The sequence below is a fragment of the Parahaliea mediterranea genome (assembly GCF_003402235.1).
Lineage (GTDB): Bacteria > Pseudomonadota > Gammaproteobacteria > Pseudomonadales > Halieaceae > Parahaliea > Parahaliea mediterranea.
The window spans coordinates 250,448-270,849 of sequence record NZ_QEWO01000001.1; the positions used below are offsets into that span (position 1 = coordinate 250,448).

General features: G+C 63.0%; 17 protein-coding genes. 9 read left to right on the forward strand and 8 right to left on the reverse strand.

The features are described from left to right. Positions 1 to 2 precede the first annotated feature (2 nt). From DDZ17_RS00950 to DDZ17_RS00975, 6 genes are all read left to right on the forward strand, one after another. Positions 3 to 788 carry a (Fe-S)-binding protein gene (locus tag DDZ17_RS00950; RefSeq protein ID WP_116364087.1) on the forward strand — a complete coding sequence of 262 codons (786 nt, stop codon included), beginning with the start codon at positions 3 to 5 and terminating at the stop codon, positions 786 to 788. Next, entirely contained in the window at positions 785 to 2,194 is a 1,410-nt protein-coding gene (locus DDZ17_RS00955) for a lactate utilization protein B (RefSeq protein WP_116364088.1), read from the forward strand. Before DDZ17_RS00950 ends, DDZ17_RS00955 begins: the two co-directional genes overlap by 4 nt. Beyond that, on the forward strand, positions 2,194 to 2,886 hold the full coding sequence (locus DDZ17_RS00960; protein ID WP_116364089.1) for a LutC/YkgG family protein: 693 nt from the start codon (positions 2,194 to 2,196) through the stop codon (positions 2,884 to 2,886). Before DDZ17_RS00955 ends, DDZ17_RS00960 begins: the two co-directional genes overlap by 1 nt. Before the next feature lie 22 nt (positions 2,887 to 2,908). Beyond that, on the forward strand, positions 2,909 to 3,697 hold the full coding sequence (locus DDZ17_RS00965; protein WP_116364090.1) for a DeoR/GlpR family DNA-binding transcription regulator: 789 nt from the start codon (positions 2,909 to 2,911) through the stop codon (positions 3,695 to 3,697). After that, positions 3,694 to 5,076, forward strand: coding sequence for an FGGY-family carbohydrate kinase (locus DDZ17_RS00970; RefSeq protein WP_116364091.1), 1,383 nt, complete (start codon positions 3,694 to 3,696; stop codon positions 5,074 to 5,076). Before DDZ17_RS00965 ends, DDZ17_RS00970 begins: the two co-directional genes overlap by 4 nt. An 87-nt stretch (positions 5,077 to 5,163) precedes the next feature. Further along, positions 5,164 to 6,834 (forward strand): purine-cytosine permease family protein, encoded by a 1,671-nt coding sequence (locus DDZ17_RS00975; RefSeq protein WP_116364092.1) that lies wholly within the window; start codon positions 5,164 to 5,166, stop codon positions 6,832 to 6,834. Positions 6,835 to 6,921: 87 nt separating this feature from the next. Here DDZ17_RS00975 and DDZ17_RS00980 read toward each other — a convergent pair whose 3' ends face one another. Further along, a complete protein-coding gene (locus DDZ17_RS00980; protein ID WP_116364093.1) occupies positions 6,922 to 8,157 on the reverse strand; it encodes a DegT/DnrJ/EryC1/StrS family aminotransferase in 1,236 nt (411 codons plus the stop codon). 192 nt (positions 8,158 to 8,349) lie between these two features. Here DDZ17_RS00980 and DDZ17_RS00985 point away from each other — a divergent pair, with 192 nt between their 5' ends. Next, on the forward strand, positions 8,350 to 8,985 hold the full coding sequence (locus DDZ17_RS00985) for a TetR/AcrR family transcriptional regulator (RefSeq protein WP_206613401.1): 636 nt from the start codon (positions 8,350 to 8,352) through the stop codon (positions 8,983 to 8,985). Between the two features lie 49 nt (positions 8,986 to 9,034). On the opposite strand, the gene DDZ17_RS00990 is transcribed toward DDZ17_RS00985, so the two are convergent. The 6 genes from DDZ17_RS00990 to DDZ17_RS01015 are packed head-to-tail and all read right to left on the reverse strand — an operon-like array spanning position 9,035 to position 16,916. Further along, the gene (locus DDZ17_RS00990) at positions 9,035 to 9,457 is read right to left on the reverse strand and encodes a VOC family protein (RefSeq protein ID WP_116364095.1); all 423 of its coding nucleotides are present in this window, start codon (positions 9,455 to 9,457) and stop codon (positions 9,035 to 9,037) included. A 23-nt stretch (positions 9,458 to 9,480) separates the two neighbouring features. After that, a complete protein-coding gene (locus tag DDZ17_RS00995) occupies positions 9,481 to 11,463 on the reverse strand; it encodes a flavin-containing monooxygenase (RefSeq protein WP_116364096.1) in 1,983 nt (660 codons plus the stop codon). A 16-nt stretch (positions 11,464 to 11,479) separates the two neighbouring features. Beyond that, on the reverse strand, positions 11,480 to 12,652 hold the full coding sequence (locus DDZ17_RS01000) for an acyl-CoA dehydrogenase family protein (protein ID WP_338322788.1): 1,173 nt from the start codon (positions 12,650 to 12,652) through the stop codon (positions 11,480 to 11,482). A 31-nt stretch (positions 12,653 to 12,683) separates the two neighbouring features. Then, positions 12,684 to 13,499 carry an SDR family NAD(P)-dependent oxidoreductase gene (locus DDZ17_RS01005; protein WP_116364097.1) on the reverse strand — a complete coding sequence of 272 codons (816 nt, stop codon included), beginning with the start codon at positions 13,497 to 13,499 and terminating at the stop codon, positions 12,684 to 12,686. A gap of 50 nt (positions 13,500 to 13,549) precedes the next feature. After that, positions 13,550 to 15,988 carry a glycoside hydrolase family 3 C-terminal domain-containing protein gene (locus tag DDZ17_RS01010; RefSeq protein ID WP_170150128.1) on the reverse strand — a complete coding sequence of 813 codons (2,439 nt, stop codon included), beginning with the start codon at positions 15,986 to 15,988 and terminating at the stop codon, positions 13,550 to 13,552. Continuing rightward, the gene (locus tag DDZ17_RS01015; RefSeq protein ID WP_116364099.1) at positions 15,972 to 16,916 is read right to left on the reverse strand and encodes an SDR family NAD(P)-dependent oxidoreductase; all 945 of its coding nucleotides are present in this window, start codon (positions 16,914 to 16,916) and stop codon (positions 15,972 to 15,974) included. The genes DDZ17_RS01010 and DDZ17_RS01015 overlap by 17 nt, the downstream gene beginning before the upstream one ends. 225 nt (positions 16,917 to 17,141) lie before the next feature. On the opposite strand from DDZ17_RS01015, the gene DDZ17_RS01020 reads away from it, so the two are divergent. Both DDZ17_RS01020 and DDZ17_RS01025 read left to right on the forward strand, forming a co-directional pair. After that, on the forward strand, positions 17,142 to 18,785 hold the full coding sequence (locus DDZ17_RS01020) for a GMC family oxidoreductase (RefSeq protein ID WP_116364100.1): 1,644 nt from the start codon (positions 17,142 to 17,144) through the stop codon (positions 18,783 to 18,785). After that, positions 18,785 to 19,348 carry a gluconate 2-dehydrogenase subunit 3 family protein gene (locus DDZ17_RS01025; RefSeq protein WP_116364101.1) on the forward strand — a complete coding sequence of 188 codons (564 nt, stop codon included), beginning with the start codon at positions 18,785 to 18,787 and terminating at the stop codon, positions 19,346 to 19,348. Before DDZ17_RS01020 ends, DDZ17_RS01025 begins: the two co-directional genes overlap by 1 nt. A gap of 5 nt (positions 19,349 to 19,353) precedes the next feature. On the opposite strand, the gene DDZ17_RS01030 is transcribed toward DDZ17_RS01025, so the two are convergent. Beyond that, positions 19,354 to 20,295, reverse strand: a complete 942-nt coding sequence (locus DDZ17_RS01030; protein WP_116364102.1) for a zinc-dependent alcohol dehydrogenase — start codon at positions 20,293 to 20,295, stop codon at positions 19,354 to 19,356. Positions 20,296 to 20,402: the final 107 nt, after the last annotated feature.

Genomic DNA, 20,402 nt, shown 5'->3' on the forward strand with positions numbered 1-20,402 from the left:
CTGTGGCAGCCCAGCGCATTGGCCTGTTCGCCACCTGCCCGGTTGACCTGTTCCGGCCGAGCGTGGGCTTTGCCACGGCCGCCTTGCTGGAAGCGGCGGGCTTTACCGTGGAAGTGCCGCCCCAGAGCTGCTGCGGCCAGGTGAGCTACAACAACGGCCTGCGCGACGACGCCCGTGAGGTGGCCTGGCAGCTGGTGCAAGCCTTTGAGCCCTACGACTATACGGTGCTGCCCTCGGGCTCCTGCGCCGGCATGATCAGCCATCACTACCCGGCGCTGTTTGCCGGTGATGTGCGCTTGCCGCGCGTGGAGGACTTCTGCCAGCGCGTTTACGAGCTGACCACCTTTCTGGTTGAAGTGGCCGGATTTACCCGGCTGGCGGACAACACGGCCAGCCTGTCCTGCACCTATCACGACAGTTGCGCGGGGCTGCGGGAACTTGGCATCCAGGCCCAGCCGCGAGAACTGCTAGGGCACTGCGGTGGTGTGGTGCTGAAAGAAATGACGGACACGAATGTCTGCTGCGGCTTTGGCGGCACCTTCTGTGTGAAGTTCGGCAAAGTGTCTGCCCACATGGCCGATGCCAAGCTGGACAACGCCCTGGCAACTGGCGCTGATCTACTTTTAGGAGGCGATGTGTCATGCCTGCTGCACCTGGCGGGCCGCGCCAGGCGGCGCGGTCTGGATTTACAGGTGCGCCATATCGCAGAGGTGCTGGCGGGCGCGTTAAGCCAGCCCGCCATCGGCGAAGCGGCGGGGCAGGGCAGCGGTAAGGGGAGGGCGCCATGAGTGCCGTGCGGCAGTTCAATACGCGCGCCCATAAAGCACTGGCAGATAGCCAATTGCAGAGGGCGTTGGCAAAGGCGCGTAGTGGCTTTGTGGACAAGCGCGCCCATGCCGCGGCCAGCGAGCCCGACTTTGAGCACATGCGGGACCAGGCGCGCGAAGTGCGCCAGCGTGCCCTGGCCAACCTTGCCATGTGCCTGGAGCAGTTCGAGCAACAGGTGCTGGCAGCGGGCGGCCAGGTGCACTGGGCAGAAACACCCGACGATCTGCGCCGCATTGTGATCGACATCTGCCGCGACAGCGGCGCCCGGGCGGTCACCAAGGGCAAGTCCATGGTGGGGGAAGAGGCTCATCTGAACGTGGCACTTGAAGCCGCCGGCATAACGCCCTGGGAGACCGACCTTGGCGAGTACATCATCCAGCTGGCCAAAGAACCGCCCAGCCATATCGTGGCCCCGGCGCTGCACAAAACGCGGGGGCAGATAGAGCACCTGTTTCGCGATGCCCACCGCCTCGGTGAGCGGGCGCTGGATGAGGTGAGCCAGCTGGTGGATGAGGCCCGCGCGGTTATTCGCGAGCGCTTCCTGAACGCCGATGTGGGCATTACCGGCGCCAATATGCTAATTGCCGAAACCGGCACCGCGGTGCTGGTGACCAACGAGGGTAATGGCGACCTTACCGCAAGGCTGCCGCGCACCCACATTATTACCACCTCCTTCGACCGGGTGGTGCCCACCTGGGACGACGCCAGCAAGATCATCCGCGTGCTGGCCCGCAGCGCCACCGGCCAGCCCATCACGTCCTACACCAGCTTTTTCAGCGGCCCGCGCGCCGGCAATGAGCAGGACGGCCCGGATCAGTTCCACGTGGTGCTGCTGGATAACCACCGCAGCGCGCTGCTGGGCACCGAGTTTGAAACCATGCTGCACTGTATTCGCTGCGGCGCCTGCATGAACCACTGTCCCGTGTACCAGGCCGTTGGTGGCCACACCTACAACGCCGTGTATCCGGGGCCAATGGGCGCGGTGCTGTCGCCGCTGTTGCGGGGCGCGCCCCAGGACGACGCACTGCCCAATGCCTCCAGCTTCTGCGGCCGCTGCGAAGCCGTGTGCCCGGTGCGCATCCCGCTGCCGGGCTTAATGCGCAAGCTGCGCGAGCGCGAGCAGCAGCAAACACCTGCCATTGCATCACGCTGGTTGCTGCGCCTGCACGCCCGCTTGAGCCGCCACCCGGCCCTTTACCGCAGCCTGACCGGCTGGGGAAGCCGCGCACTCGCGCTGGCCGCTGGCGGGCGCGGGCGTTTGCGTCGCATCCCGTTACTCGGGGGCTGGAGCCGTGAGCGCGACCTGCCCGCGCCGCAGGGTGGCAGCTTTCAGCAGCAGTGGCAGGCCAGGAAGGGGCGCGGCTGATGCAAAGTGCACGGGAACGCATTCTGGGGCGTATTCGCAAGGCGAGCGGGCCTGGCCAGGCAGCCTCCGCCGGCACTGCAGATTCGCAGGCGCTGATCGCCGCGCAGCCGGCGGCTCAAGCTTCGCTGCGCCCCATCGATGACGTGCCTGCCGAATTCTGCCAGCAGGCATTGGCGGCGGGAGTCGAATTGCACTACTGCGATGAACTGGCCGCCCTGCCAGCGGCCTGCGCCAAAGTGCTGGATGCGCAGGCCAGGCTCACCGTATCCACCGCACAGGCCTTGGCGCACATGCATTGGGCCAACTCAGTACAGCCTTATGTGCGAGGCAGTATCGAGGTGGGCCTGGTGCAGGCGCGCCTGGGCATCGCTGAAACCGGCACCGCGTGCTTCGACAGCCGAGACGTACCGAGCGGCCTGCTGTTTCTGTCAGACATTTTGCTGGTAGTGCTGGATGGCCGCCACTTGGTGGATCGGCAGGAGAGCGCCTGGCAGCGCCTTGGTCCAGTGGGCAGCGCGCTGCACCTGGTCACCGGCCCATCGCGCACCGCCGATGTGGAACAGACGATTCAGGTGGGCGCCCACGGCCCGCGTCGGTTGGTGTTGTTTCTGGTGGGCGGCGGCCTGGCACAGGTGGTCGCCCGGCACACGCAACCCGCTCCATCACTGATTACACTGGCGTCTTCGCCCTAACCGCTAGCTGCCGGGAGTCCCCATGCTGGAAAGCCAACGCCATCAACTTATTCTGGATATCCTCGACGAGCTGGAATTCGCCAGTGTTCACGCCCTGACCGAACACACCAATGCCTCCGAGGCCACCATTCGCCGCGACCTGGTCAAACTTGCCGATGAAGGGCAGATCGAGAAAGTGCGCGGCGGGGCCCGGGCCTGTGGCGCGCAGGACAGCCGGATAAAACGCGCCCACCTTGCCGGTAGCGCGTTTCTGGCCGCGCGCGAAAAGCAGCCCGAAGCCAAGCGGCTGATTGCCCAGCGCGCCGTGGAGCTGTGCGAGGACGGCGAGTCCATCATCATCAACGGTGGCAGTTCCACCTTCATGATGGGCGAATTCCTCGCCCGGCGGGAATTGAATATCCTCACCAACTCCTTTGTGCTGGCGCAGGAGCTGGCCAATACCAGCCAGAACCAGATAACACTGCCAGGCGGTGAGCTGTATCGCCGCCAGGGCATCATCCTCAGCGCCTACGAGCAGGACACCATCGCCTATTACAGCGCCAGAAAAATGTTCATGGGTACGCCGGGCATCTCGGAGTTGGGCGTAACAGAGTCAGACCCACTGCTGATCACCTCCGAGCAGAAGTTGCACCGGCAATCGGAGCAACTCATCGTACTTGCTGACAGCTCCAAACTGGGCCAGCGCGCCAAATTCATCTTCTGCCCGCCGGAAGCGGTTGACCTGCTGATCACCGATAGCAAGGCCGACCGCAAACTGCTCAAGGCATTGGAGAAGCGCGGAGTCAACATCGAGGTGGTGAGCGTTCCGTGAGTTTCACCTTCATCCTCGACATCGGGAAAACCAACATCAAGGCCCTGGTGCTGGACGATGCCGGGGACACCTGCTGGTCGGTGCAGCGGGCGAATGCAGTGGCCGATAGCGGCCCCTACCCCCATTTTGATGTGGAGGCCATCTGGCAATGGCTGCTGCAGGCCCTTGGCCAGGCGGCTGCACGCTATCGGCTGGATGCCATCAACATCAGCACCCACGGCGCCTGTGCAGTGCTGCTGGATGCCAGCGGCGAACTGGCCCTGCCAGTCATGGACTACGAGTGCCCCCTGCCGGAGGCCGTATCCCCTGAGTACAACCGTGTGCGCCCGCCCTTTGCACAGAGCCTGTCGCCGGCACTGCCGGCGGGGCTGAACCTGGGCCGTCAACTGTGGTGGCAGCGCGCGTACTTCCCAGAGGCCTTTGCCAGGGTGCGCACGCTGCTGTGCTACCCCCAGTACTGGGTGTGGCGCCTGTGCGGTGTGGCGGTGAGTGAGCGAACCTCCCTGGGTTGCCACACCGACCTGTGGCTGCCGCTTGCAGATACCTACAGCCCGCTGCTGCAGGCACTGGGGCTGAAAGATGCCTGCCCGCCCCAGGTGGATGCCTGTGCCGCTGTCGGGGCGGTGTCGTGTGCCGTGGCTCAGGCCACGGGCCTGCCCAGCAGCTGCCAGGTCTTTGCCGGCGTGCACGACTCCAACGCCAGCTATGCCCGTTACCTGGCCTGCGCCGCACAGCTGGGTGGGCCGTTTTCGGTGGTATCCACCGGCACCTGGTTCATCACCATGAGCCATGGCGGCGATTGCCAGCATTTGAATGAGGCCTGCGACACCCTGGCCAATGTCGACGTGAATGGCCGGCCCCTGGCCTGCGCGCGCTTTATGGGCGGGCGGGAATTCGAGGCGATCTGCGAAAGGGCAGGGGACGAAGCGGCCCGCCCGCTGACGCAGGCGGCCTTGCAAGCCACCCTCGATAGCGGCGCCATGGCCCTGCCGGCCTTCGCCGCCGGCGGCCCCTTCAATGGCAGCAGCGGCTGCATCAAGGTGCCCGAGGGAAGCACCCGCCATGGCGCCGCCCTGGCAACCCTGTACCTGGCGTTGATGATCGACTACGAACTGGATCTGCTGGGTGCCCGCGGACCTATTGCCTTTGGCAGCCTGTCCCAGCGCAACCCACTGTTGTGTGGCGTGCTGGCGGCACTGCGCCCGGATAGCCCGGTGCTGCTGGCTGGCGATGGCGCCAGCACCGCTCGCGGTGCCTGGTGCCTGACCCGCTGGCACCGGCCGTTGCCGAATGCCATGGGCCGTTTTACGCGCGCTGCACCGCTGGCCCTGAGCGGCCTTGCCGACTACCGGCGGCAATGGCGCAGCTGCCTGATGTGAGTGAAACGGCTTAGCCCTCACTAAAAACCCACATAACAATCCATATAACCACCGTCACATATCACCCCCTACAGCGAAGCATCAACCATGGATAATAATGAGTTTGAACGCAGCCCCGTCAGCCCCGATCGCCTGCAACCGGCGCGACACTTTGCCGCCAACTACGCTGGCGAGCATGTCGCCGGCACCGAGTTTGTTATTGGCGCCATGTTTGTCGCCTGGGGGGTGTCCACCTCGGATATTCTCTGGGGCCTGCTGCTCGGCAACCTGCTGGCGGTGCTCAGCTGGGCGCTGATTTGCGCGCCCATTGCGGTCAGTACGCGACTCACCCTTTACGCCTACCTGGAGAGAATCGCCGGGGCGGGCACCATCCGCATCTACAGCGTGGTCAACGGCCTGCTGTTCTGCGTGCTGGCCGGCACCATGATCACGGTATCTGCCTCGGCAGTTCGTATTCCATTTGGCATAGAACCACAGGTGCACTGGTACCCGGGTAACGCCGCCTTCGTGGCCGTGGTGCTGGCGGTGGGGGCAGTGGTTGTGGCCATTGCCACCCGCGGCTTTCGCAGCGTGGCCCGCTTTGCGGAGGTGTGCGCCCCCTGGATGGTGCTGATGTTCCTGCTGGGCGCGCTGTCCATGCTGCCGGTGCTGGCGGCCGCAACCGATGGCATTGACGGCATCAACAACCTGTCGGACTTGCGCAAGGTGGCAGACCAGTGGATATGGAAAGGGCAGGGTGATGGCAGCATCGGGCTGTGGCACGTGGCGGCCTTTGCCTGGATCTGTAACCTCGCCATGCACGGCGGCCTGTCGGACATGACGGTTCTGCGCTTTGCCCGCAAGGCCAGCTATGGTTACCTATCGGCCATCGGTATGTTCATCGGCCACTATGCAGCCTGGGCCTTTGCCGGTGTCATGGGCGCCGGCGCGGCGCTGCTGGTGGGTTCCACCATCCAGGCGCTGGACCCGGGCGCAGTGGCCTACCAGGCCCTGGGCACGACCGGCATCCTCGCCGTTATCATCGCCGGCTGGACCACCTCCAACCCCACCATTTACCGGGCCGGGCTCGCCTTCCAGTCGCTGAACCGGCGCTGGAATCGCGTTCGGGTCACAGTTGTGGTGGGCGTGGTGACCACCCTGATTGCCTGCTTCCCCTTCGTGTTCAGCCGGTTGATGGATTTTGTCGGCATCATGGGCCTGGTGCTGTCACCCATTGGCGCAGTGATTGTGGCGGAGCATTGGCTCCTGCCCCGATTGGGCATGACCCGCTACTGGAGTCACTACCTCGGCCAGGCCACCAACTGGGCAGCTATCTGCGCCTGGGGCGGGTCGCTGCTGGTGGCTGCCGCGCTGGGCTTCAGCGGTACTCTGCACCTGTTCTTCCTGCTGGTGCCCACCTGGCTTGCGGCTACAGTCATCTATGTTGTACTTGCCAGGAGCATGGGGGCCTCGCAGCGCTACCCCGATGCTGTTGCTGATCAAGAGGTGGAAATGAAGCGCCAAATGGAAGAGGTAGCCTGGCTTGCTGATGAGCGAGCCAGCGCACCCCCGGCCAGGGAGCGCTGGGAGCAAGCCAGAGGACTCGGTTTGTACCGGGGCGTGGCTTTGCTCTCGCTGCTGACCTGCCTGGTCATGGGGGTTGCTTGCTACAGCGGTCAACTGGGGCTGGATAACTTTCGCACTTACCTTATTCTGCCGACGCTGGCGTACATGCTCAGCGCCTACCTGTGGATGCGCTCGCGTGAGCGGGGGGAATAGGTCATCCAGGCCAGCAGACTGGATGGTGCCCGATGGTTATGGCTCACCGATGCAGCCAGATGAACCGGCTGCATCTGCGCCCCGTTGCTAGGGTTTCCCGTTGGCTTCGATGAATTCCATCAGTACCTGCTCAACGTAGCGCTGGTCCTCGTCGGTCATGGTCGGGTGGCAAGGCAGCATGACGCCAAATTCCATGATCTGGTCACAATTGCCAAGGCCGGCGGGGTGAACGCGGAAGTCCCTGCCCTTGAGCATGGGGTGGCGCGTGATGTTCCCGGAGAAAATCACCCGTGAGAACACTCCGCTGTCTTCCAGGTGCATCTGCAATGCCTTACGGCTCCAGCCGGTTTCCGGGCGAATCTGCAGAGGGAAGCAGATCCAGGTGGTTTCCGTCTCGGGCAGGGTGGTGGGCACAATAAACTGGTCTGCAAACGGCTCGAAGAACTGGTAATAGCTTTGAAAGCGTTCGTTGCGCAGCCGCCACAACTCATGGATCCGGTTCATCTGGCCAAGGCCAAACGCCGCACCAGCCTCGTTGGGAATAAAGCCGTAGGCCAGATCCTCAAACAGGAACAGGGAGTCATAATCCAGCCCGTCCAGCTTTTCCAGGAAGCGGCCATCGCTCTCGGCCACCTTGGTACCAAACATGTACTTCTCCGACGAGCGGCCCCAGGCGCGCAGCATCAGCGCAGTATCAAGGTAGTCATCGTTGTCGAAGAACACCATGCCACCGTTACCGAGCGCAGTGATGATGTGAAAGATGGAAAAGCTAGTGACGGAGATATCCGCGCGCGTGGCGGTTTTTTTGCCGCGCAGGCTGCCACCCAGCGTATCGCAGGAGTCGTGCACCAGCTTCAGGCCGTGCTTGTCGGCCAGGGCGCGCAGCTTGTCCCAGTCGCCGATGCCGCCCACCAGGTCGGGCACCAGCATGGCTTTGGTGTTGTCGGTGATCACGTCTTCCACGCGGTCGGCCATCATCTGGTAATCGTCCAGGCCCACGTCAATAAACACAGGTTTGTAGCCGGCTTGGTAGATGGTGGCCACGTCGGTGGAGAAGGTGAGTGCCGGGGTGATGACCTCTGAGCCCTGTGGCAGGTTTAACAGGCGCATGGCAATCATCAAAGCCGACGAGCCGGAATTGACCATCACCCCATGCTTTTTGCCCATGAACTCTGCCACGCGGGCTTCAAACTGACCGACGTGCAGCCCCGGCACCATGCCGTGTGGATCTGCCAGCACGGCATTGACCTGTGCAATTTCGTCTTCGCCATACATGGCGCCACCATAGCGCACAACGCGGGGCGCGATTTTTTCAGTGGGCATGCTTATCTCCTTTTATGAAATGTGGGTTTGCACAATGACAGGGTAATTTGTTTTAACTTAATATCAATTCAGTAAAAATATGCGCACCGCAATTGCGGTTCAACAATTAATAACAGGGGCTTAAATCGGGCCAGGCGACGCGTGCGGCAATTTAGCCACAAAACGCCGAAGCCACACCGATGAAAATGCCACATGGCAAAGGTAACCCGCATGACAGACAGGCAGCCATCCGGCCGGCGCAGGGGAAGGCCCCAGGGGGAAGGCCAGCAGGGCAGCGCAACCCGCACCGCAATCCTGGACGCAGCGGAAAAGCGCTTTGCCGACCTCGGCTACGCTGCCACCCGCCTGCAGGACGTGGCCGCGGATGTCGGCAAAACAGCCCCTGCGGTGGCGCACTTTTTCGGTGGCAAGGATGCCCTCTACCGGGCGGTACTGGAGCGCATGGCCGCGGACTATGCCGCCTACCTCAATGCCCATGCGGCACCTGCCAGCAGCGAGCAAGTGGATCGCATCCTTGCCACCGTCACGGCATGGCTGCGTTTTATGCGCGTGCGCCCGGCACAACTGGGGCTTATCCTGCGCGACATGGCAGAGCGGCGCTTGCAACCACTGGGGGATTCGACACTGACACGAATTTTTGAGCCCTATAGCATTCCCGTGCAGGAGCCGAGCTTGCGCAGCGAAGGCGGGGTGGTGTTCAACCTCGCCTGGGGGAGCGGCATTATTTTTATGGTGAGCGCCGTGCATTTCAGCAACAGTGAATTCGAGGCGGCGCTGGCGCGGCACCTAGATGCACTGCGCGGGGCACTGGTGGCCAACCTCTGCTGAGCGAGACTTGCCGGGAGCGTCCATTGCCGGCAAGTCTCATCAGATCCCATCAGGCGGTGGTCATCTGCACGACTTCATTCACGTGACCCTCCGGGTCCAGCACAAAGGCCACCCGGATGCCGAATTCCGCAACCTCACGAATAGACTCGGGCACCTTGCCGCCCGCTGCAAGGGCTCTTTCACACAGCGCTTCCAAGTCCTCGGTGATAAAACCCTGCACAGACTCGCCAGTCGCCGGGCCACTGGAATCCATGTACTGGATCAGGGTCAGGGCGGGGCCGCCGGGGTAACTGCTCTGGTAGGTGATTTCGTCAATCTTGCGGCCGAACATCGCATCCTTGTGACGATTGAAGGGGATCAGGCCAAACACGTTCTCGTAGAACGCCGCCATGGCATCGAGGTTGTGGACGAAGGTTTTGGCGAAGCTGTACAGCATGCCGTGGTTGCTGCCGCTGGGGCGGGGGTCAGTCATGAGTGAACGCCTGTTTATTGGTATTAAATGGTGAGCATGGGCATTTCTGGCGCAGCTACTGGCTTGCGCCCCGCCTCCTGGGTGACGCGGAAATCTCCCTGGCGCGGCGCACGGAGGTCGTGCCAGATGCGCGAGTTGTGTCGCGGGATGGCGAGAATCACCTTTTTGCCCTGATCCCGGTAGTAGCCATGCGCATTGCCGCACTGCACCCAGGCGGACTGCTGCAGGTTGCTGTCTACGTCTTCAACGAAGGCCCTAGTGGCTTCCTCGGTGACATCGACGGAGGACAGGCCGTCGTCCACCATCCACTGCAGCAGCTCAATGGCGTAGTGCATTTGCTGCTCGCTGACCACGGCGTGGTTGGCCACCAGGAAGCTGTAGGGGCCGCCGCCAAGAACAAAGTTGGGGAAGCCGGGCACCAGCATGCCCTCGTAGGAATAGGGGTAGGGCTCGAATTCGTGCCGCAGGTTTTTGCCGTCTCGCCCGAGAATGTCGAACTGCCGGCCAAAGTGCAGTTTGTAGCCGGTGGCCAGCAGTAGCACATCACACTCGATGCGGGTGCCGTCATCCAGAATCACGGCCTTTTCGTCGGCGGCCTTCAGGGCACCGCGCACGATGGATACATTGGGTTTTTTCAGCGTGTCGTAGAAGCCGCAATCGAGAATGGGGCGCTTGGCAAACACCGGGAAGTTCGGTGTCAGCATGGCAACCATCGCCGGGTCATCCGGGAAGTGGCTTTGCAGGTAGCCCGCACACAGCATGCGAATGCCGTCGTTGATGGGCCCGAAGCCGCCAGTCTCTGCCGCGTACTGCTCGTCCTTCAGCACCATGCCGTGCATGTCGGTGAGCTGGCTGGCAAGGCTCTGCAGGCGCTTCCACTGGGCCGCAAAGGGCACGACTTCCATGGCGCGAATTTCCAGCGGGTCCACCGGCGCGTGCGCGCTGGGGTTGGGCAGAATGTGCTCTGGCTGGCGTTGCACAATCACCAGCTCACCCACCTGGTCGGCAATGGCAGTGGCCACCTGTACCCCAGAACAGCCGGTGCCCACCAGCACCACTTTCTTGCCCTTGAGGTCCACGCTGTGGTCCCAGTGGGCGGAGTGCACCACTGGCCCGGCGAACGCATCGAGATTCTCCACCGCCGGGTAGTTGGCCTCGTTGTTGGGCCTCACGGCCATGATCAGTGCGTTCACCTCATAGACGACCGGCTTGCCTCCACGCTCGGCGTTGACCTTCCAGCGTTTGCTCGCTTCGTCCCAGGCGGCGCCGGTTACCCGGGTGCCAAAGTCAATGCGCTCGCGCAGGCTGTATTTGTCGGTCACCCGCTCCAGGTAGGACAGGAACTCGGGCCCGTTCGGGTAGTACTTGCTCCAGGAGGCATTGGGCTCGAAGGAAAACGAATAGACCCGGCTGGGCGTGTCCACGGCGGCGCCGGGGTAGGTGTTCTCCAGCCAGTTGCCGCCCACCGCGTCCAGCTTTTCCACCACGGTAAAATCAAAGCCCGCCTGTTGCAGTTTTACCGCCGCGTTGATGCCCATCATACCGGCGCCCACCACCAGCACCTTAAAGTCCGCCGGTGGCAGCCGGGCGGGCTCGCGTACACGGGTATCGGTGGTAAAGCCGGCGTGCTGGAAGGCCGGCTCCACCGACATCTCGGGTATCTGCACCCCGGTGACCCGGTTGGCCATCTCGTGAAAAAGCCGTTTGTCCAGGTTGGGCATCAGGGGTTGCTTGGCAGCTTTTACTGCGTCGCGCAACAAGTCGCGCACAATCTGTGCCGTCCGCAGTGCCTCCTCGCTGGGGGGCGCGCGTTCATCCTCAAAGGCGACAAAGGCTTCCTTTACGGTGTGCTGGGTGCCTTCCAGGGCGTCGCCATAGCGATTGAGCAGGCTGCGGTCGCCGGTGATCTGGATCAGCGACATCAGCGCGACCACCGGGTCCAGGGCGTCGATGGCCTGGTCCAGCTCCTGTTCAGTCAGGTTATTGGGTGTGCATTGAGCAGTCATAGCGTGTCCTTCCGTATTAGCGCCCCAACAGGGAGCGCGCGATCACTTCTTTCATGATTTCCGATGTGCCGCCGTAGATACGAATCACCCGGGCATCGGCCCAGAAGCGGGATATCGGGTATTCCACCATGTAGCCATAGCCACCAAACAACTGCAGGCAGCTATCGGCCACGCGCCCGGCCATTTCGCTGGTGAACAGTTTCATGGCGGCGGCGTCTTCGGGCGTCAGTGCGCCGCGGCAGTAGCATTCGATACCGCGCTCTGTCAGGGCATCGGCGGCGGCAATGTCGGTATCTACCTGAGCCAGCGTAAAGCGGGTGTTCTGCAGTTGGGCGATTGGCGCGCCGAAGGCCTCGCGCTCCTGCACGTAACGCAGCGTCAGATCCCTGGCCCCCATCGCCAGGCCGAGGGATTGCACGGCGATGATCAAGCGCTCCCGGGGCAGCTCCTGCATCATCATGGCAAAGCCCTTGCCCGCTTCCCCCAGCAGTGCGCTGGCGGGCAGGTGCATCTCGTCAAAGAACATTTCCGAGGTGTCTGCCGCGTGCTGGCCCACCTTCTCGAGATTGCGGCCGCGCTTGAAACCGGGCAGGCGAGTGTCCACCAGAAACAGGGAAATACCGTGGGCCCCGGCCTCCCGGTCGGTTTTGGCGGCCACCACCACCAGGTCCGCATGCTGGCCGTTGGAGATAAAAATCTTGGAGCCGTTCAGCACATAGCCATCGCCCTCGCGCCGGACGTGGGTGCGCAGGTTCTTGAGGTCCGAGCCGGCGCCGGGTTCGGTCATGCCAATGGCGGCAACCACTTCGCCCGAGCAGAGCCGGGGCAACCAGGCCTGCTTCTGTTCTTCGCTGCCGAAATGCAGCAGGTAGGGCGGAATGATGTCGTTGTGTACCTGCAGGCCGCCCACAAAGCCGCCGTAGCCACGGCGCGACATGACATCCACCACGGCGAAGGAAAAGCGCGCATCGACACCCAGGCCGCCGTAGGCTTCTGGCACATCCACACAAAGCAGGCCGGCCTCTGCGCACTTGTTGAACAGTTCGCGCGGCACCTGCCCCTGCTTTTCCCATTCGGCGTAGTACGGTTCAATTTCCGCGTCGCAAAACTTTTCCAGGCTTTCGCGAAACAGGTTCAGTTCTTCGTTGATGTCGTTGTTCTGCATGGTGCTCTTCAAGTTGTTCTTCAATTTACTCTACGGCTCCGGGATGAGGGATGGCTCAATAGCGCATGCCCAGCCCGCCGTCATGGCAGATGGCAGCGCCGGTCACAAAGCGTGATTCTTCCGAGGCCAGGTAAACAAAGGCCTCGGAGGTATCCTGCGGCTGGCTGGCCGTGTTGAGCGGGTTCATGGCCGCCAATTCGGCCTCGGCGGCCTCGGTGCTCTCCCACAGGCCCTGCGCCACATAATCCGCCAGCCCCTGGCGCATTAGCGGTGTCATGGTGACGCCGGGGTGAACCGAGTTGACGCGAATTTTCTGTGGCCCCAGTTCCTGTGCCGCGCACAGGGTCAGCATGCGCTGCGCCGCCTTCGACACGTGGTAGCCGATGTTGTTGGCATTGGGCATGTAGGACGCCATGGAGACGGTGTTGATAATCACGCCGCCGCCGGCGTGGCGTGTATGTGCTTCGGCCAACAGCGGCAGGCAGGCCTTGATACCGAGGAAGCTGCCATCGTGATTGACCGCCATCACCGTGCGCAGGTCATCCAGGGATGTATTCGCTATGCCGCCGTGGATGGCAATGCCCGCGTTGTTCACCAGTACATCCAGGTGGCCGAAGTGGCCTACGGTAGCCTCCAGCGCCGCGGCCCACTGCTCGGACGCGCTTACATCCAGCGGTGTGAACTGGATACGCGCCTCGCCATAGCGTTGGCGCAGGTCATCCAGCAACTCAGCCGCATGGGCCTCGTTGATGTCGGTGGCCATCACGCCGGCGGCCCCTTCGCGCAGGAAGGCATCGCAAATGGCAGCGCCAATGTTGCCGGCCTGGCCGGCGCCGGTGACGAGTGCAACTTTATTCTTCAATCTTGACATGGGTTGTAGTCCAGCTAGGTTGATTTGCAGTGGTGATAGCAGGCCCTGCGCTAGCGGGCCTGTTCTGGCGCTCGGCGCAATAGCTTTCGCCAATCGTGGTTCATGATGTGAATCATGGCGCGCATCAGGCCCGGCGAGAGCTTGCCCTCGCTATGGGTCACCAGGTTGCGCAGGGGCATTTCCTCGACAATGGCCTCGATCATCCGCCGAGCACTTTCACTGGCGTCGTCATTCAGCGTCTTGCCGGCCTGCTGCGCCATAATGTTTTTGAGCTGGCGGCCAAGCCAGGTTGCCTGTACTTCACCCAGTGTCGAATTCAGGTGATAGGGCCTGGCGGGTACCGGGACGGGCACGGGGTGGCCAAGCAGCGCCTCGAAAGCAGCGCGGTCAAATTGCCGGCTGGCAGGGTCGGCGTAGGGCGCCAGTCCCGCAGGCTGGGGCCGCCGGGCAGGCCCCTCGGCAAGGGTCAGCTGGCCGGTCAGGCGAATATCGGCACTGGATGCGCCAACCTCGATGCGGAAGATATCCGCCTCGGCGCGCCAGGCGCTGGTGCCGCTGTCCCAGTAGGCAAAGGCGCGCCGGTTCAGCGCAAGGCTTACCCTGCGCTGCTGGCCGGGCTCAAGCTGCAGCCGGGCAAAGTGTTTCAATTCCCTGGCTGGGCGGGGCAGGGAAGGGTGGCGCTGCCCAATGTATACCTGGGCTACTTCCGCGCCGGCGCGATCGCCAGTATTGGTGATGCTGAAGGATACGCTTGCCACCGCGGTGTCGCTGCTGGCATCGCCGGGCTCAACAGCCAGGTCGCTGTATTCAAAACGGGTGTAGGACAGGCCGTGCCCGAAGGGGTAGCGCACCGGCACGCCAGCGGTAGCAAAGTAGCGATAACCCACCCATAGTGCTTCACAGTACTGCGACTGCCGCAGGCCGCCAGGAAAAAATGGCGCACTGGCGGCATCATCCGCAGCGAGGGGGAAGGTTTCGGCCAGCTTGCCGCAGGGGTTCGCATCGCCAAACAGGATGCGGGCGAGGGCGGATGCCCCTGCCTGGCCACCAAGGTAGGTCTCCAGAATGGCCGGCACCTGCTCGGCAAAGGGCAGTGCCACCGGCGCGCCGTTTTGCAGCACCACCACCAGCTTGTCGGCCAGCGGCAGCAGGGCATCCAGCAGCGTCAGCTGGCCCGACGGCAGGTGCATGTGCTCGCGATCAAAACCTTCCGATTCGTACGCCGGCGGCAAGCCCAGGAAAACTACGGCCACATCGGCCGCCTCAAGCAGGTCGTAGGCCTCGGCCTGCAAGGCATCGCTAGTTTGCCCGCCGACGCTGTAACCCGGCGCAAAATCGATGTGCGCCCGCTCATCCACAAAATCGCGGATGGCTTGCAGAGGCTGCTCCAGCCGACTCGGGTTGATCTGCGAGCTGCCGCTGCCCTGGTAGCGCGTATCCTCGGCCAACTGGCCAATCACCGCGATGCGGCCGCTAGGGCTCAGCGGCAGGCGGCCAGATTCGTTGCGCAACAGCACACAGGCCTGCTCCGCGGCGCAGCGTGCCAGGGCGTGATTGGTCTCCAACAGATTGTCGGGGAGTTTGTCGGGGAGTTCGTTAGGGAGGGCAGCGGGGGAGCGCTGTGATCTGTCAATAAGGGCAAGCAGTCGCACCACCGCCTGATCCAGCGTTGCCATTGGCAGATCACCCGAGGCCAATGCCGCGAGAATCCTGCGCGTATTCACCTCGCCGCTGGTGGGCATTTCCAGATCCATGCCCGCTTGCAGGGCGCGAACGCGATCATTGACCGCACCCCAGTCGCTCAGCACCAGGCCGCCAAAACCCCACTCGTCGCGCAGAATTTGGTTAAGCAGCAGTGCATTTTCCGATAGGTAGGTGCCGTTCAATTTGTTGTAGGCACACATGACCGTCCAGGGGCGGGCCGTTTTTATCGCGTGTTCAAAAGCCGGAAGGTAGATTTCCCGCAGGGTGCGCTCATCCAACACGGCGTCCACCACCATGCGGCCGTGTTCATGATTGTTGACGGCAAAGTGTTTAAGGCTGGCGCCAACGCCCTGGCGTTGTAGGCCGTTGATCCACGCCGCTGCCAGCACGCCGGATAGGAACGGGTCTTCAGAGAAGTATTCAAAGTTGCGCCCACCCAGAGGGTGGCGTTTGATATTGACGCCAGGGCCCAGCAACACATGCACGCCTTCTGCGCGCGCTTCCAGCCCCAGCGCGCTGCCCACCTCTGTCAGTAATTCGGTATTCCAACTGCAGGCAAGGCCCGCCGCAGAGGGAAAACAGGTTGCCGCAATACTGGCCTGCAAGCCCACATGGTCAGCCCCACCGGCCTGTTTGCGCAGGCCGTGGGGGCCGTCGGTCAGGAGCAGGGCGGGTATACCCAGGCGTTCAATGGCCCGGGTTTGCCAGAAGCTGCCGCCAGAACACAGTGCGGCTTTTTCTTCGGTGGTTAGCGCGTCCAGCAACGGCTCAGCCGATGAATTCACGGAAGGCGTTCCAGTTGACGCCGGACTCGTAGGCTTCGGCGTCCTCCAGCGAGTCCGCAGGCAGGAAGAACGTGCTGTGATCCATGGCAAGAGCGAAGTTTTCGGCCACTTCCTCGATGGTCAACTGCTTGTTGGTGCCACGGTAACCGCCAGTAACACCCAGTAATACCCGTGCAAAGCCGCCACCACCCACACTGAACATTTCGCCGTTACAGGGGGATGCATCGTGGGCCAGCAGGCCCACTACAGGCGCCACCGCGTCCGCCGGGAAGTCCCGCGTCATGGCCGCCTCAATTTCCGGCCCCATCAGGGCGGTCATGCGGCTGGCAGCAATTGGCATGATGGCATTCACGTGTACGTTCTTGCCTTTGGCGGCACTGGCACTGGCGAGGCCACGGGTAATGCCCCACACCGCGCCCTTTGCCGCGGGGTAGCCAACGCCGCTACCCATGCCGAAAAACGAGCCGGAAGCAATGTTGACGATGCGCCCGTAGTCCCTTTCCCACATGTGCTTCCATACCGCCCGGCACAGCCGGAAGGTGCCGCCGGCGGCCACGCCAATGTCGGTATCCCATTGCTCATCGGTCACATTCCACAACGGGCCAACACCCACCACCACGCCGGCGTTGTTCACCAGAATGTCGACCTGCCCCCAGGCTTCCATGGCCTGCGCCACGATGGCTTCGGCGCCCTCGGTAGTGGCAACGCTGTCGCCATTGGCCAGTGCTTCGCCACCCAGGTCGCGAATGGCCTGTGCAGTGGCCTGCGCATAGCTTTGGTCGGCCCCTTCGCCCTGGAAGCTGCCGCCGAGGTCGTTCACCAGCACTTTGGCGCCACGGGCGGCCAGCAGCATGGCGTAGGCGCGGCCAAGGCCGCCGCCAGCGCCAGTTACTATGGCAACACGGCCTTCGAAACGATGCATGTCCATAGTTCATTTCCCTTATTGAATACTGGCTGAATTAACGATTATTTATTTATAGATAATATAATGATCAGGTTAGCGTGGCTTCTGAGCGAGCGTCAAGCTGCCTGCAGACTGCATAGGTAGACCGCGCCGGCATCGCCATCATGCAAGCTGGCGGCTACCTATGCAGGCGAGCGATGGCCATGCAACATAGGCAGTTCTCAAACAACACCGATAACAAAGGGCAGGATGGGTAAGCGCACAGAATGGGACGTATGCGTCATCGGCTCCGGGGCCGGTGGCGGCGTAATGGCCGAGCGCCTGTCGGCGACAGGCATGAAGGTGGTGGTGCTGGAGCGCGGCCGCCACTACAGCCCCGATGCCTTCATGCAGCAGGACGAGCTGAGCAACGTCATCCGGCAGGATTTCTTCCTGCCCGACTACCTGGAAACCCAGCGCGAAACCAGCAGTGACACTGCGGTACCAGGCAAGTACAGCCTGATGGCCCAAACGGTGGGCGGTGGTACAGTGCACTGGGGCAGCTGGAGCTGGCGCTTTCGCCCGGATGAGTTCCGGGTGGCGAGTGTGGAGGGTGAGGTTCCTGACAGCAGTTTGGCTGACTGGCCAATCAGCTACGAAGAGCTCAGCCCCTATTACGCACAGGCCGAGCGGGCCCTTGGTGTGGCGGGCCATGCCGGCGGTAATCCTTTCGGCGCGCCAGGTCAGGCGATGTACCCCAATCCACCCCATGTGTACCGGCCGGCATCGCGGCTTATCGAGCAGGGTGCGCGGCGCCTTGCGCTTAATCCCTTTCCGATCCCCATGGCCATCAACAGCCGTATCTACGGCGGCCGGGGCAAGTGCATGAACAGCGGCTTCTGTTCCAGCTTTGGCTGCCCGGTGCAGGCCAAGGCATCGTCTTTGGCGGTTCATATCCCGGCCGCATTGGCGACAGGACATTGCACCCTGCTGGCCAACTGCCGCGCAGTGGAGTTGCTGGAAGGCGAGGGCGACCGCCTGCGTGGCGTGCGCTACCTGAACGAGCAGGGCAAAGAACAGGTGCTGCAGGCGCGGCAGGTGGTGCTGGCCGCGGGCAGTATCGGCACCACCCAGCTGCTTCTGCAATCCACCTCTGGCCGCTTCCCCCGGGGGCTGCTGAACACCAACGACCAGGTGGGCCGCAACCTGATGTGCCATGTGTTTGCCATGGTGAACTTCGAAATGGATGACCCAAGCCACAGTGCGCTGGGGCCTCCGGGCAACGTCGCGGTGGATGACTTTCACCCCTCAAACGCCAGCCGGGGCTTTATTCGCGGTGGTGTGATTGGTGAGGCCATCGAAGCCACGCCGATAGTCAGCGCGCTCAAGGCCGCGAGCTACCTGGGGCGCTCGCAGCGTGTATGGGGCCACGATCTCAGCGACTACCTGGCGCGTTACCCGTACATTGGCGGCCTGATTATGGTGGGGGAGGACCTGCCCGTGGCCAGCAACCGGATTGACCTCGACCCCGAGCATCGCGACAGCCAGGGCCTGGCCGTGGCGCGCATCACTCACCGGCGCCACGACAACGACATTCGCCTGGCGCGCTATTTTGAAAAGCGCATGGCAGACATTGCCGAAGCCGGCGGCGCGCGAAGAACCTGGGCGACCGACTACACCGGCGTCAAAACCGGCTCTGGCCACATCATGGGTACCTGCCGCATGGGCAATGACCCGCAAACCAGCGTTCTCAACCGCTGGTGCCGGGCCCATGAGGTCAAGAACCTCTGGGTGGTGGATGGTAGCTGCTTCCCCACATCCGGCGGCTACAACCCGACCCTCACTATTTATGCCAATGCCTACCGCGTGGCGGATCACTTCATAGCACTGAATAGCCGGGGGGAATTGAGCTGATGGATCGCCGTCATTTTCTCAAACTCACCGCCGCCAGCCTGGCGAGCGCCATGGCGGCGCACCCGCAGGCGCTGCTGGCGGCTGCCGCGTCACACCGCCCGGCGGTGCTGCATGTGGATGAATTGCAAACACTGGAGGCTGCCTGCGACCTGCTGCTGCCGCCAGTGAATGGCATCAGTGTGCGCGATGCCGGCGTGGTCAACTTCATCGACAAGCTGCTGTTGCACGAAGGGGCAGATCAACTGCCCCTGTACCGCAGCGGGCTGGGCCTGTTCAGGGCAGCGGCCCGGGCGGCGGGTGCAGACAACTGGAGTGCCTTGGCGGCAGCGACCAAACAGCGCTTTTTAGAGCAACTTGAGGACGGGCACCTGGCCCATTCGCCAGCAGAGCAGCAGGCCCTGTTCCAGAGCCTGCGCTTTAACACCCTGCTGGGTTTTCTGGCGGCGCCGCGTCACGGAGCAAATCAGCACAGCGCCGGCTGGCAAGCCATCGGGTTTCCCGGCCACCTGCACTACCAGGGCGGAGTCAGTGATGCCGACGTTGCCGGCTTGCCACCGCACTAGCTTGCTCAGGGGTTGAAGGCGACCTTGATGGCGCCGCTCGCGCGATCCGCCGCGATATTAAAGGCTTCCGGGGCTGCCTCCAGGGGCAGTCGGTGGGTGATGAGCGTTGGCGCAATCAGCGGGTTGCGGGCCAGCGCCGCCGCCGCAATTTCTACGTCCCGCACCAACCCCTGACGCGCCTGTGCCATGGAGGTGACGGTGCGCAATTCCTTCATCATCATCTGCATGGCGGGCATGGTCAGCCCGCCCCAGTACGAGGCCAGCATGAGAATCGTCGCGCCCGGGCGGCACAGGTTGGCCGCCTGCTCCATGGCGGCATCAGTGCCGGCGCAGTCGATGACCAGGTCAAAGTCGTCCAGTTCACCGTCCAGGGTTGCCCCCAGGATTTCGCCCGCGCGCAACTGGGCGTCGTGGCGCGCAAAAAGATGCACCTGGCTCGTTGCCTGGCGCGCGATGGCCACAGCGCACTGGCCGATGCTGCCGCCGCCGATGACCGCCACCTTGTGCTTGTCGCTGATGCCCGCCAGGGCGATACCCCGCACGGCAACCGACAGCGGCTCCACCAGGCAGGCATCTTCCGCGCGGACCCCGCCGGGCAGGGGCACCAGACACTTGGCGGGCACTATCAATTCCTCCGTCATGCCGCCATCACGGCCCACGCCCATCACCGCCTCGGTGCCGCGAATGCACAGGTTGTAGTCGCCGCGTACGCAGCGTTCGCAGTGCCCACAGTACACCGTAGGCTCTATGGCAACCGGCGTTCCGTCCTCTGCAATGCCGGCAATTTCATGGCCAAGGGTGAAGGGAATAGGGAAGCCCTGCTGCCAGAAGTGCAAATCCGACCCGCAGATACCCGCGGAGGCAATGCGCACGCGCACGCCTTCGCCGGATGGGGCTGGTACATCGTGGACGCAGACTTCGTGGTTGTGACAGCGGACGGCTTTCATGTTGGCAATGCCTCTTGAATTTGAAGGGTGATATTATCTTAATGGTAAGAATAAATCACATACTGAGCCCTGCGTCCCGGCAAAAAAGGGCAATTAAAGGGCGGCAA

Bases quoted from the DNA above. Each gene is read 5' to 3' on its own strand.
- DDZ17_RS00955 (WP_116364088.1), top strand. From the start codon at position 785: ATGAGTGCCGTGCGGCAGTTCAATACGCGCGCCCATAAAGCACTGGCA.
- DDZ17_RS00960 (WP_116364089.1), top strand. From the start codon at position 2,194: ATGCAAAGTGCACGGGAACGCATTCTGGGGCGTATTCGCAAGGCGAGC.
- DDZ17_RS00965 (WP_116364090.1), top strand. From the start codon at position 2,909: ATGCTGGAAAGCCAACGCCATCAACTTATTCTGGATATCCTCGACGAG.
- DDZ17_RS00975 (WP_116364092.1), top strand. From the start codon at position 5,164: ATGGATAATAATGAGTTTGAACGCAGCCCCGTCAGCCCCGATCGCCTG.
- DDZ17_RS00980 (WP_116364093.1), bottom strand. From the start codon at position 8,157: ATGCCCACTGAAAAAATCGCGCCCCGCGTTGTGCGCTATGGTGGCGCC.
- DDZ17_RS00985 (WP_206613401.1), top strand. From the start codon at position 8,350: ATGGCAAAGGTAACCCGCATGACAGACAGGCAGCCATCCGGCCGGCGC.
- DDZ17_RS00990 (WP_116364095.1), bottom strand. From the start codon at position 9,457: ATGACTGACCCCCGCCCCAGCGGCAGCAACCACGGCATGCTGTACAGC.
- DDZ17_RS00995 (WP_116364096.1), bottom strand. From the start codon at position 11,463: ATGACTGCTCAATGCACACCCAATAACCTGACTGAACAGGAGCTGGAC.
- DDZ17_RS01005 (WP_116364097.1), bottom strand. From the start codon at position 13,499: ATGTCAAGATTGAAGAATAAAGTTGCACTCGTCACCGGCGCCGGCCAG.
- DDZ17_RS01015 (WP_116364099.1), bottom strand. From the start codon at position 16,916: ATGGACATGCATCGTTTCGAAGGCCGTGTTGCCATAGTAACTGGCGCT.
- DDZ17_RS01020 (WP_116364100.1), top strand. From the start codon at position 17,142: ATGGGTAAGCGCACAGAATGGGACGTATGCGTCATCGGCTCCGGGGCC.
- DDZ17_RS01025 (WP_116364101.1), top strand. From the start codon at position 18,785: ATGGATCGCCGTCATTTTCTCAAACTCACCGCCGCCAGCCTGGCGAGC.
- DDZ17_RS01030 (WP_116364102.1), bottom strand. From the start codon at position 20,295: ATGAAAGCCGTCCGCTGTCACAACCACGAAGTCTGCGTCCACGATGTA.